Source organism: Kitasatospora sp. NPDC041917 (assembly GCF_055589745.1).
The window spans coordinates 17167-29198 of sequence record NZ_JBVJBI010000024.1; the positions used below are offsets into that span (position 1 = coordinate 17167).

The 12032-nt window shown below is 72.9% G+C and carries 9 protein-coding genes and 1 pseudogene; 9 read left to right on the forward strand and 1 reads right to left on the reverse strand.

The annotated features are described in order from the left end of the window. Positions 1–71: 71 nt before the first annotated feature. Positions 72–575: pseudogene (locus tag ACZ6EM_RS26170) on the reverse strand (HNH endonuclease); the annotation flags it as partial. Between the two features lie 493 nt (positions 576–1068). Here ACZ6EM_RS26170 and ACZ6EM_RS26175 point away from each other — a divergent pair. The 9 genes from ACZ6EM_RS26175 to ACZ6EM_RS26215 all read left to right on the forward strand — a co-directional run bounded on the left by ACZ6EM_RS26175 (position 1069) and on the right by ACZ6EM_RS26215 (position 11901). Then, positions 1069–2244: a mechanosensitive ion channel family protein gene (locus tag ACZ6EM_RS26175; protein ID WP_401056001.1), complete on the forward strand. Its 1176-nt coding sequence runs from the start codon at positions 1069–1071 to the stop codon at positions 2242–2244. A 245-nt stretch (positions 2245–2489) separates the two neighbouring features. Continuing rightward, a complete protein-coding gene (locus tag ACZ6EM_RS26180; RefSeq protein WP_452180048.1) occupies positions 2490–3680 on the forward strand; it encodes an ROK family protein in 1191 nt (396 codons plus the stop codon). Between the two features lie 104 nt (positions 3681–3784). Then, positions 3785–5140, forward strand: a complete 1356-nt coding sequence (locus ACZ6EM_RS26185) for an ABC transporter substrate-binding protein (RefSeq protein WP_401051411.1) — start codon at positions 3785–3787, stop codon at positions 5138–5140. A 25-nt stretch (positions 5141–5165) separates the two neighbouring features. Beyond that, positions 5166–6179 (forward strand): carbohydrate ABC transporter permease, encoded by a 1014-nt coding sequence (locus ACZ6EM_RS26190; RefSeq protein WP_452180046.1) that lies wholly within the window; start codon positions 5166–5168, stop codon positions 6177–6179. 20 nt (positions 6180–6199) lie between these two features. Beyond that, positions 6200–7117, forward strand: a complete 918-nt coding sequence (locus tag ACZ6EM_RS26195) for a carbohydrate ABC transporter permease (protein ID WP_401051407.1) — start codon at positions 6200–6202, stop codon at positions 7115–7117. An 8-nt stretch (positions 7118–7125) separates the two neighbouring features. Beyond that, positions 7126–8406 (forward strand): 6-phospho-beta-glucosidase, encoded by a 1281-nt coding sequence (locus ACZ6EM_RS26200; RefSeq protein WP_401051414.1) that lies wholly within the window; start codon positions 7126–7128, stop codon positions 8404–8406. 172 nt (positions 8407–8578) lie between these two features. Further along, on the forward strand, positions 8579–9598 hold the full coding sequence (locus tag ACZ6EM_RS26205; protein ID WP_380551846.1) for an N-acetylglucosamine kinase: 1020 nt from the start codon (positions 8579–8581) through the stop codon (positions 9596–9598). Positions 9599–9745: 147 nt separating this feature from the next. Continuing rightward, the gene (locus ACZ6EM_RS26210; RefSeq protein WP_465773367.1) at positions 9746–10432 is read left to right on the forward strand and encodes a hypothetical protein; all 687 of its coding nucleotides are present in this window, start codon (positions 9746–9748) and stop codon (positions 10430–10432) included. 368 nt (positions 10433–10800) lie between these two features. Beyond that, positions 10801–11901, forward strand: coding sequence for a hypothetical protein (locus tag ACZ6EM_RS26215; RefSeq protein WP_380356712.1), 1101 nt, complete (start codon positions 10801–10803; stop codon positions 11899–11901). The last annotated feature ends 131 nt before the right edge of the window (positions 11902–12032 follow it).

The following is a 12032-nucleotide window of genomic DNA, read 5'->3' on the forward strand; positions in this document are numbered from 1 at the left end:
GGGACGGGGTGGACCGGCTGCTCGGTATGGTCGCGGTGTTCGTGCTCGCCCCACTGCGGGGCGCGCAGCTGGTCGCCGCCGCCGTAGGGCTCCAGGTAGGGCCGCCACCGCGGGTCCTTGATCCCGGTGCCGATGATGCGCCAGGCCAGGCCGCTGGGCGGCGCGGGTGGTCGTTTCATCCGCCAGCCGAGTTCGGTGAGGTGGCGGTCGGCCTTGGTGTGGTTGCAGCGGCGGCAGGCCGCCACGACGTTGTCCCACCGGTGCTGGCCACCGCGGCTGCGCGGGATGACGTGGTCGACGCTGGTGGCGGCGGCCCCGCAGTAGACGCAGCGGCCGTGGTCGCGGGCGAACAGCGCCCGGCGGGTGAGCGGGACGGGCCCGCAGAACGGGACCCGTACGAAGCGGGTCAGGCGGACGACGGACGGCGCCGGAAGGGCGCTGGTGGCGCTGTGCAGAGTGACTCCCGAGTCCTCCAGGCTGACCGCCTTGTGGTTGAGGACCAGGATGAGTGCGCGGCGCATCGATACGACGCCGAGTGGCTCGTAGGACGCGTTGAGGACCAGGACATGCGGCACGGATGCCTCCTTGGACGCCTGCGGCGCGTGGCTCGCGCCGGGACGAGCGGTTGGATCGCGCCACGCGTGCGCGATCTCCCCCAGTGTCGCCTTACGCCTTTGTACGGCGCCACCACTCCTGTGTAACGGACCTGACGTGAACTCCGGGTGTGGTCTCTGTCATAGCCGGTATGCCCGGGGGAAGGTCGGGTTGCACCCGGGTGGCGGTGCGGCGCGCCCCGGTGACCCTGCCGGGTGGCCCTCCGGGGGCAGGGTTCGGCCGTCCGGAGCAGTGTCCCGACTGCCCTGGAGGGCCTCGGCGCCCGGGTGCGGGGGAGCGTACGGGGGCGTTGACGGGGCGTTCGGGACGCTCCGTACGCCCTCGGGCACGCTCGCGGGAGGTTCCCGGCCGGTCCGGGCGGGCATGCGGCGGCGGATAGGCTGACGCTCACGGTCCGCGGGCCGCTCCTCGGCGGTGCGGGCCCGCCACTCACCCGGCAAGGAAGGCCTGCACGTGTTCAGCTCCGGTGCCACCGGTCCGTCCGACGCGTCCTCGACGCTCACCACTCCGACGCCGGCCCCAAGCCCCACCGCGCAGCTGCCCGAGCTCGACCTGCGGATCCCGACCAGCGCGCAGGAGGTCTCCGAGACCACCCGGCAGGCCGCCAGCTGGTTCGACACCCACTGGCAGGGCTGGCTGGCCTCGGGACTGCGGATCGTCTTCATCATCGTGCTGTCCCTGGTGCTGCGGGCCGTGGTGCGCAAGCTCATCACCCAGCTGATAGGGCGGATGGCGCGCACCTCCGAGCACCAGGAGGAGAGCCGGCTGGGCGGGCTGCTGGCCAACACCGGGGTGGTGAACACGGAGCGGCGCCAGCAGCGTTCGGAGGCGATCGGCTCGGTGCTGCGCAGCGTCGCCTCCTTCACCATCCTGGGCACGGCGGCGCTGATGGTGCTGTCCGCGCTGGGGGTCAACCTGGCGCCGCTGCTGGCGAGCGCCGGTGTGGCCGGTGTGGCCATCGGTTTCGGCGCCCGCAACCTGGTCACGGACTTCCTCTCCGGGGTCTTCATGATCATGGAGGACCAGTACGGCGTCGGCGACGAGATCGACACCGGGGTGGCCACCGGCACCGTGCTGGAGGTCGGCCTGCGGGTCACCAAGCTGCGCGGGGCGAACGGCGAGATCTGGTACATCCGCAACGGCGAGGTGAAGCGGATCGCCAACATGAGCCAGGGCTGGGCGACCGCCTCGGTGGACGTGCAGGTCGGGTACAAGGAGGACCTGATCCGGGTCGAGGACCTGATCCTGGCGACGGCCGAGGAGATGGCCAAGGAGGCCCCGTACGACGAGCTGGTCTGGGCGCCGGTGTCGATCCTGGGCGTGGAGTCGGTCGCCTCGGACTCGGTGGTGCTGCGGATCGAGGCCCGGACCGCCCCGGGCAAGGCGGCCGCCGTCTCCCGGGCGCTGCGCCAGCGGCTGAAGGCGGCCTTCGACCGGGCGGGGATCAAGGTCAAGGAGGAGGTCCCGGCGGCCGCGGCCGGGGCGACCGGCGTGGTGATCGCGCCCTCGCCGGTGCCGGCCGCCGAGCAGGCCGCGCCGTCCGCGCTGGCCGACCCGGCCTCGCCGCGCTACCGGGCGACCGAGCCGATCCCGGCGGCGAAGGGGGCGGAGGACCCGGCGAAGCCGTAGCCCGGCGACCGTACGGACACGACGCAAGCCCCGCTCCCGGCGTACCGGGAGCGGGGCTTCGCCCTGTCCGGTAACGCTTCGGCATCCTCCGCTCCACCCACCATTGACACTCCGCCGACACGGCCCTTACGGTCCTTCCCAAGCGACTGGAAAGTTTCCTAACAGTTCGTCCGAAGCCCGCCCGCTCCCCGCTCCGGGGACACCCGCGGACCGTCCCGAGCAGCCGAAAGGGGAGGATTCCGGGCATGACCAAGAGCACCGCCAAGGCCCCCCTCGCCGGCACCCCCAGCCTGCTGCGCGCCATCAACGACCGTGCCGCCCTCGAACTCCTGCTGGAGAACGGGCCGCTCTCGCGCACCCGGATCGGCGCCCTCACCGGGCTGTCCAAGCCCACCGCCTCCCAGCTGCTGGCCCGGCTGGAGGCGGCCGGGCTGGTCCTGCCGGTCGGCACCACGGCGGGCGGCCCCGGCCCCAACGCCCGGCTGTACCAGGTGAATCCGGCCGCCGGGTACGTCGCCGGACTGGACGTCACCAACAGCGAGATCCGGGTCGCCGTCGCCGACATCACCGGCACCACGCTGGCCGAGCACACCGTGCCCACCAAGGGCGTCCCGGCCGCCGGGACCGTCCCGGCCGTCGCCGGCGCGGTGGCCGAGGCCGTCCGGGCCGCCGGCCTGCCCGAGGGCGTCCTGCGCACCGCCGCGATCGGGGTCGGCGGCGCCCCCGACCCGGTCACCGGCAAGCTGCGCTACGCCTCCCACCTGCCGGGCTGGCACTCGCCGAGACTGGTCGAGGAGCTGACCGAGGCGGTCGGCGCGCCGGTGTCGATCGAGAACGACGTGAACCTGGCCGCCGTCGCCGAGCGGTCCTCGGGCGCCGCGGCCGGTTTCGAGGACTTCGTCCTGCTCTGGGCCGGGGCGGGGGTCGGCGCGGCGATCGTGATCGCCGGGCGGCTGCACCGCGGCTTCACCGGCGGCGCCGGGGAGGTCGGCTACATGCCGCTGCCCGACTCGCCGGTCGAGTGGGACGCCCGCCGCCGCAAGTTCGGCGGGTTCCAGGCCCTGGTCGGCACTCCCGCCGTCCGGGCCCTGGCCCGTGAGCACGGGCTCGGCGCGGCCACCGCGCAGGAGTCCATCGCCAAGGCGCTGGCGCTCCCGGGCGCCGGCGACGCCTTCCTCACCGAGCTGGCCGGGCGGCTCGCCGTCGGACTGGCGGTGATCGTCGCCGTCGTCGACCCCCAACTGGTGGTCCTCTCCGGCGTGGTGCCGAGCGCCGGCGGCGAGCGGCTGCGCGCGCTCGTCGAGGACGAACTGGCGCGGATCTCCATCGCCCGGCCGGAGGTCCGCAGCAGTGCCCTGTCCGGCTCACCGGTCCTGCTCGGCGCCCTGCAACGTGCCCTGTCCGACGCCCGCGAGGCGGTCTTCTCCACCCACTGACGCTCCCCCTGTCACCTCGCCACCTGCACCCACCTCTCCCCAACCCCCGAACGCGGGACCCGAGGCAACGAGGCCTGCCCGCGCACCCCCAGGAGGATCCCGAAGTGCACGCCACCACCTCCCGCAGAGGCCGCCGCACCGTCGCCGCCGTCGCCGGCAGCGCCGTCCTGGCGCTGCTCGCCTCCGCCTGCACCGGTTCCAGCGACACGGGCGGCTCCGACGAATCGGCCGGCGGCAAGGACGTCACCATCACCTTCTGGCACGGCTGGAGCCAGGAGAACGAGCTCAAGGCGATCAACGACAACATCGCCGCCTTCGAGAAGACCCACCCCACCATCCACGTCAAGGCCGTGGACAGCCTCGCGGACGACAAGGTCAACCAGGCCCTGCGGGCCGGCGGCTCCGACGCGCCGGACGTGGTCTCCTCCTTCACCACCAACAACGTCGGCATGTTCTGCTCGACCAAGGCCTTCGTCGACCTCAAGCCGATGCTCCAGAAGAGCGGCATCGACCCGGCCAAGACCTTCCCGGCCACGATGCTCGACTACACCCAGTTCCAGGGCAACCAGTGCTCGCTGCCGCTGCTCGGCGACGCCTACGGCCTGTACTACAACAAGAAGGCCTTCGCCGACGCCGGCATCGCCAACCCGCCGAAGACCTTCAGCGAGTTCGCCGAGGACGTGACCAAGCTGACCCTCGCCGACGGCGACTCGTACAAGCAGCTCGGCTTCATGCCGCTGTACCACGGCTACGAGTCCACCACCGAGCACTACCTCGGCCAGTACGGCCCCAGCTACTTCGGCGCCGACGGCAAGTCGGACATCGCCACCGACCCGAAGGTCGCCGCGATGCTCAAGTGGCAGAAGGGCCTGGTCGACCAGCTCGGCGGCTACGCCAAGCTGGAGAAGTACCGCGCGACCTTCGGCGAGGAGTTCAGCGCCAAGAACCCCTTCCACACCGGCCAGATCGCGATGATCCTCGACGGCGAGTGGCGCACCGCCTCGCTCGCCAAGGACAAGCCCGACTTCGAGTGGGCCACCGCCGCCTTCCCCGTCCCGGACGACCAGGCCGACACCTACGGCCGCGGCTACCAGACCGGCACCATCGTCGGCATCGCCAGCACCAGCAAGAAGCAGGCCGCCGCCTGGGAGTTCGTCAAGTACCTGACCACGGACACCGACGCGGTGGTCGGCTTCGCCAACGCGATCCACAACGTGCCGAGCACCATCGCGGCGCTCGACTCGCCCAAGCTGGTGAGCGACGACAACTTCAGGACCTTCCTGAACGTCGCCAAGAACCCCCACTCCGGCACCACCCCGCCGGCCGTCAACGGCGGCAGCTACATCACCACCCTGCAGAACCTCGGCTACGACTACGAGTCCGGCAAGCAGACCGACCTCCAGGCGGGCCTGGCCGCCACGGCCAAGCAGATCGACACCGACATCGCCCAGGCCAAGTAGCCCGGGAACGGTCCACGGAGCTCCCATGTCACTCGCGTTCGGCACCCGCAAGGGGAACGACGAGGCCGACGCGGGACCGACCGGCCCGGCGGCGCCCGGCACGCAGCACCTGCTGCGTCGCAAGCGCCGCCGGGAGGCGGCCCGCACCCTCGCCTTCCTCTCCCCCTGGCTGATCGGCTTCGGCGTCTTCTTCGCCTACCCGCTGATCTCCACCGTCTACTTCTCCTTCACCTCCTACAACGGCTTCGGCACCCCGGCCTTCAGCGGCCTGAAGAACTGGGACTACGTCTTCAACCAGCTGCCGGCCTTCTGGCAGGGCCTGCGCAACACCCTGTGGCTGGTCGTCGTCATGGTGAGCCTGCGGGTCGCCTTCGGCCTGGGCATCGGGATGCTCATCACCAAGGTCAAGACCGGCGCCGGCTTCTTCCGCACCGCCTTCTACCTGCCGTACCTGGCCCCGCCGGTGGCCGCCACGGTCGCCTTCGCCTTCCTGTTCAACCCCGGCACCGGCCCGGTCAACCACCTGCTCGGCGAGCTCGGCCTGCCGCAGCCCGGCTGGTTCGCCTCCGAGGACTGGTCCAAGCCCGCGCTCACCCTGCTCGCCATGTGGGGCGTCGGCGACCTGATGGTCATCTTCATGGCCGCGCTGCTGGACGTCCCCCGGGACCAGTACGAGGCGGCCGAGCTGGACGGCGCCGGCCCGTTCCAGCGGTTCCGGTACGTCACCCTGCCGAACATCTCGCCGATCATCATGTTCGCGGTGGTCACCGGGGTGATCCAGACCATGCAGTACTACACCCAGGCGATCGTCGCCGGGAAGGTCGCCAGCGGCATCGCGGGCGGCTCCGGCCAGCCCTTCGAGCCCGGCTACCCGGGCGGCTCCACCTGGACCCTGCCGCAGATGGTCTACAACCTCGGCTTCCAGCGCTTCAACTACGGCGCGGCCTGCGTCGTCGCCCTGGTGCTGTTCGCCATCTCGATGGCCGTCACCTCGATCCTGCTCCGCCGCCGGTCCGGCTTCATGGCGAGCGACGACTAGCGGCCTGTGAGGACCTGATCATGACTCCTGGCACCACACTCACCGAGGCGCCGGCCGCGACCGGCCCCTCCCGCCCCTCCCGGTCCGGCAGCCCCGCCGCCCGGGCCGCCCGGCGCCGCGCGGTGCTCAACTGGGTGGCCGTGCACGCGCTGGCCATCGCCGCCGCGCTGTTCTTCCTGCTGCCCTTCGTCTTCGTCCTCCTCACCTCGGTGATGTCGGACCAGCAGGCGCTCACCACCGACTACTGGCCGACCAGCTGGAACTGGGGCAACTTCGGCAAGGTCTGGGAGGTCCCCGGCTTCCTCGGCTGGTGGCGCAACACCCTGCTGTACGCCGGGCTCGGCACCCTGCTGACCGTGGTCTCCAGCCTCCCGGTGGCCTACGCGCTGGCCAAGTTCCGCTTCCGCGGCCGCAACCTGGCGCTGATGGCGGTCATCGCGATGATGATGCTGCCGCCGCAGGTCACCGTCATCCCGATGTACCTGTTCTGGTCCAAGCAGATGGGCCTGGGCGGCTCGCTCTGGCCGCTGATCATCCCGATGGCCTTCGGCGACGCGTTCTCCATCTTCCTGCTGCGCCAGTTCCTGATGACCATCCCCAAGGAGTACATCGAGGCCGCCCGGATGGACGGCTGCGGAGACCTGCGCACCCTGCTGCGGGTGGTCCTGCCGATGGCCAGGCCGGCCATCGCCGCGGTCGCGCTGTTCCAGTTCTTCTACTGCTGGAACGACTACTTCGGCCCGCAGATCTACGCCAGCAACAACCACGACGCCTGGACCCTCAGTTACGGACTGGAGTCCTTCAAGGCCGCCCACCACACCAACTGGAACCTCACCATGGCCGCCACCCTGCTGGTGATGGCCCCGGTGATCGTCCTCTTCTTCTTCGCTCAGAAGGCCTTCATCGAAGGCGTGACACTGACAGGGGTCAAGGGCTGATGTCCGCACTGAAGTTGGCAATCGTCGGCGGCGGTTCGACGTACACCCCGGAGCTGATCGACGGCTTCGCCCGGCTGCGCGACACCCTGCCGATCGGCGAACTGGTGCTGATCGACCCGGCCGCCGAGCGCCTGGAGCTGATCGGCGGCCTCGCCCGGCGGATCTTCGCCAGGCAGGGCCACGCCGCGGTCGTCACGGTGACCACCGACCTGGTGGCGGGCGTCGCGGACGCCGACGCCGTCCTGCTCCAGCTGCGCGTCGGCGGGCAGGCGGCGCGCGACCGGGACGAGACGTGGCCGCTGGAGTGCGGCTGCGTCGGGCAGGAGACCACCGGCGCCGGCGGCCTCGCCAAGGCGCTGCGCACCGTCCCGGTGGTGCTGGACATCGCCGAACAGGTGCGCCGGACCAACCCGGACGCCTGGATCGTGGACTTCACCAACCCGGTCGGCATCGTCACCCGGGCCCTGCAGGGCGCCGGCCACAAGGCCGTCGGGCTGTGCAACGTCGCGATCGGCTTCCAGCGCAAGTTCGCCGGGCACCTGGGCGTGGACCCGGAGCTGGTCCGGCTCGACCACGTCGGGCTCAACCACCTGAGCTGGGAGCGCGGGGTGACCCTGCTCGACGCCCCGGGCGCCGCGACCGGGCGCGAGGTGCTCCCCGAGCTGCTGTCCTCGCACGGCAAGGAGATCGCCGAGGACCTCCACCTGCCGCAGGCCGTCATCGAGCGCCTCGGCGTGGTGCCGTCCTACTACCTGCGGTACTTCTACCAGCACGACGCGGTGGTGGCGGAACTGAAGGAGCAGGGCTCGCGGGCCGCCCAGGTGGCCGAGATCGAGCGGCAGCTGCTGGAGCTGTACGCCGACCCGACCCTGGACACCAAGCCCGAGCTGCTCGGCAAGCGCGGCGGCGCCTTCTACTCGGAGGCGGCCGTCCAGCTGATCGCCGCCCTGCTCGGCACCGGCGGCGGGACGTCCGTGCAGGTGGTGAACACCCGCAACGACGGCGTGCTGCCCTTCCTGCCGGACGACGCCGTCATCGAGGTGCCGGCCGAGGTGGACGCGCGGGGCGTGCGCCCGCTGCCGCAGCGGCCCGTCGAGCCGCTGTACGCCGGTCTGATCGCCGCCGTCACCTCGTACGAGCACCTCGCCCTCGACGCCGCCCTGCACGGCGGCCGCGACCGGGTCTTCGACGCCCTGCTCGCCCACCCGCTGGTCGGCCAGATCGAGCTCGCCGACCAGCTCACGGACCGGCTGCTCGCCCACAACCGCGAGCACCTCGCCTGGGCCTGATCCGGCCCGCGACGCGCCCGCCCGGCGACCGGAGGAGGTCACCGGGCGGGCCCCGCGAGGAGACCGCCCACCCCCGGCCGGGGACCTTTCGGCCGGGCACCCCGGCCGGGACCACGGCCGGGCACCCGGCCGACGACCACGGCCCGGGCCACGTACGAGCCGCGGGGACCTGATGACCCACCAGCCCGAACCACTCCTGCCCGGCGTCCTCGCCATCGACGCGGGGAACTCCAAGACCGACGTCGCCCTGATCGGCACCGACGGCAGCATCCTCGGCACCGCCCGCGGCGGCGGCTTCGCGCCGCAGAAGATCGGCGGCGCGGCCGCGGTCGCCGGCCTCGCCCCGCTGGTCGAGCAGGCCGCCGCCGAGGCCGGGCACCCGTCCTGGAACGGCGTACTCACCAGCCACGTCAGCGCCTGCCTGGCCAACGCCGACCTGCCGGTCGAGGAGGAGGCCCTGCGGGTGGCGCTGGAGTCCCACCCCTGGGGGGCCGGCAACACCGTCGTCAACGACACCTTCGGCCTGCTGCGGGCCGGCACCGACGGCCCGCGCGGCGTCGCGGTGGTCTGCGGCGCCGGGATCAACTGCGTCGGCCTGCTGCCGGACGGCCGCACCGCCCGCTTCCCCGCCCTCGGCGAACTCACCGGCGACTGGGGCGGCGGCTCCGGGCTGGCCGTCGCCAGCATGTGGCACGCCGTCCGCGCGGAGGACGGACGCGGCGGCCCGACCGGGCTCGCCCGGGCCATCGCCGAGCACTTCGGCCTGCCCAGCGCCGGAGCCGTCGCCGAGGCCGTCCACCTCGGGCACCTGTCGAGCGACCGGCTGCACGAGATCGCCCGGGTGCTGTTCGCCGTCGGGGCCGAGGGCGACCCGGTGGCGCTGGAGCTGATCGACCGCCAGGCCGACGAGATCGTCCGGCTCGCGGTGGTGGCCCTCGGACGCCTGGACCTGCTGGACACCCCGACCCCGGTGGTCCTGGGCGGCGGCGTGCTCGCCTCCCGCCACCCGCTGCTGCTGGACAACCTGACCGCCCGGCTCGCCGCGGCCGCGCCGCTGGCCGAGCCGCGCGTCGTCGTCGCCCCGCCGGTGCTCGGCGCGGCGCTGCTCGGCCTCGACCACCTGGCGGCGGGCGAGCGGGCGCAGGCCCGGGTCCGCGAGGCGTACGAGACCGGCCGGCCGGTGGCGGCCTGACCGCCGCTCAACAGCACCCTCCCCCGCCGGATCCGCACGTCCGGCGGGGGAGGGAACCGGCGGACGGCGTCGACGGGAACCGCGGGCCGGGCCCCGTTCGTGTCAAGCGGGTACCGACCACCGCCGCCTCCCGGGGAGACTGGTGCCATGGCCACGCCCCGCACGCTCCTCGCCGCCGCCTTGCTGGCCTGCGGCGCCGCCACCGCCCTCACCGGCTGCACCCCCGCCGACTCCGGCTCCACGGTGGCCGCCGCCTCGGCCGCCGCCCTGGCCGACGAGGGCCCGGACGACCTGCTGGAGGAGGACGACGACCTCTTCTACGAGGAGGACGAGGAGTTCTACTCCGCCACGGACGACCCGTCCGTGCCCGCCGCCACCGCCGAATCCTCCGTCTCCGCCGCGGCTTCCGCCTCCGCCTCCGTCGAGCCTTCCGTGGAGCCCTTCGCCGGGTCTCCCGCCGAGCCCTCGGCCGGCCCCGGGTGCGCCACCCCCACCACGCGCCCCGGTCACGAGATCTTCCTCGTCGTCACCGCCGGCCCGGCCGAACTCACCGCCCGGACCGCCCGGTTCAGCTGCGGCTCCGCCCGCTACGAGCCGGCCGGCAGCCCCGTCCACTACGGCTTCGCGGGCGCCGGCGTGGCCGCGACCCTGATCGACGGCCCGCACGACGACCCGGCCCGGACCGTTCCCCTCGACGAGCTGATCGCCCACATCGACGACTGCCTGGCCGAGCGCGAGCCGGCCGACCCGTACGGCTGCCACGGCAACGCCTACGACGTGGTGCTGGACTCCCACGGCCGGATCATGCGGATCGGCGAGGTCGACGGCCCCTGACGTCCGCTGACGTGCGCTGACGTCCGCCCGGCGGCTGCCCGGCGCGCGCATACGGTGTAAGAACGGCTCTCAACTGTTGGCATTCGGCTGTGCTACGCGCATCGACCGGCCGTCCGCTGGGGGCTTTTGACGTTCGCTACGTCCGTGGGGGCCTTCCTTGGGGCGGGTCTTACCTTCTCCGTCGTTGACCCGGTTTCGGCGGCGGTGCTTTGCTTCCGGCCGTCGGCGGTAACCGGCTCCCGACCCCCGCACCACCGACGGTTCCTGGCGAACCGTCGGCACCTCCGCACTGCCGCCGCCCCATTTGTCCCCCACAGTGCCGCCGCGCCGTACCCGGGCGCGCCCGGCACCAGAGAGGAACCCTCACGATGGGCATCTCCCCCACCTCCCGCCGGATGCGGCTGCGGGCCCTGACCGGGCTCAGCGCCCTGGCGCTGGCCGCCGCCGGCTTCGCCGCCGCCCCGGCGGCCCAGGCCGCCCAGGACAACCGGCCGGCCGGCGAGTTCGCCGGACAGCCCCACCCCTACCGGCACGGCGCGCACCCGACCAAGGAGGCCGGAAACGCGGCCAAGCCGGCGAGCAACAACCTGAGCTACGGCGGCGGTGTCGACGGCATCGGCGTCACCACCGGCGCGCCGAAGGTCTACCTGGTCTTCTGGGGCACCCAGTGGGGCACCCAGGGCACCAACTCCAGCGGCTACACCACCCTGACCGGCGACCCGAAGGGCGAGGCCGTCCGGGCGCAGCAGCTGTTCAAGGGCCTCGGCACCAACAGCGAGACCTGGTCCGGCGTCATGACGCAGTACTGCGAGGGCGTCGCCGCGGGCGCGACCAGCTGCCCGTCCGGCTCCGCGCACGTCGGCTACCCGACCGGCGGCGCGCTGGCCGGCGTCTGGGTCGACGAGTCCGCCGCCGCCCCCGGCCAGGCCACCGGCCACCAGCTGGCCGCCGAGGCGGTCAAGGCCGCCGGCCACTTCGGCAACACCACCGCCGCCTCCAACCGCAACGTGCAGTACGTGGTGCTGTCGCCGACCGGCACCCACCCGGACGGCTTCAACACCCCGAACGGAGGCTTCTGCGCCTGGCACGACTGGAACGGCGACACCACCCTGACCGGTGGCGCCGCCTCCTCCCCCTACGGTGACGTGGCGTTCACCAACGACCCGTACGTGACCGACATGGGCAGCTCCTGCGGCCAGAACTACGTCAACAGCGGCAGCGCGGGCACCCTGGACGGCGTGACCATCGTGTACGGCCACGAGTACTCGGAGACCATCACCGACCAGAACCCGGCGGGCGGCTGGACCGACTCGACCGGGTACGAGAACGCCGACAAGTGCTCCTGGAACGGCGTCGGCGGGACGGGCGGCGCGCAGAACGTGAGCTTCGCGACGGGTTCCTTCGCCATGCAGGGCACCTGGTCGAACGGGGTCAACGGCTGCCAGGTCTCGCACGCGATCGTCCACTGACGACCGGGCGGGGGCAGGCCCTCGCCCGGCGCCGGAGCGGGCCGTGCGGGCCCGCTCCGGCGCACTTCCGCGTGCCGGGGCCACGGGGTCGCAGGGTCGCGGGGCTACGGGGTCACGGGGCTACGGGGCTA

Coding starts and splice junctions, on each gene's coding strand:
- ACZ6EM_RS26195 (WP_401051407.1), top strand. CDS start 6,200: ATGACTCCTGGCACCACACTCACCGAGGCGCCGGCCGCGACCGGCCCC.
- ACZ6EM_RS26190 (WP_452180046.1), top strand. CDS start 5,166: ATGTCACTCGCGTTCGGCACCCGCAAGGGGAACGACGAGGCCGACGCG.
- ACZ6EM_RS26215 (WP_380356712.1), top strand. CDS start 10,801: ATGGGCATCTCCCCCACCTCCCGCCGGATGCGGCTGCGGGCCCTGACC.
- ACZ6EM_RS26210 (WP_465773367.1), top strand. CDS start 9,746: ATGGCCACGCCCCGCACGCTCCTCGCCGCCGCCTTGCTGGCCTGCGGC.
- ACZ6EM_RS26205 (WP_380551846.1), top strand. CDS start 8,579: ATGACCCACCAGCCCGAACCACTCCTGCCCGGCGTCCTCGCCATCGAC.
- ACZ6EM_RS26180 (WP_452180048.1), top strand. CDS start 2,490: ATGACCAAGAGCACCGCCAAGGCCCCCCTCGCCGGCACCCCCAGCCTG.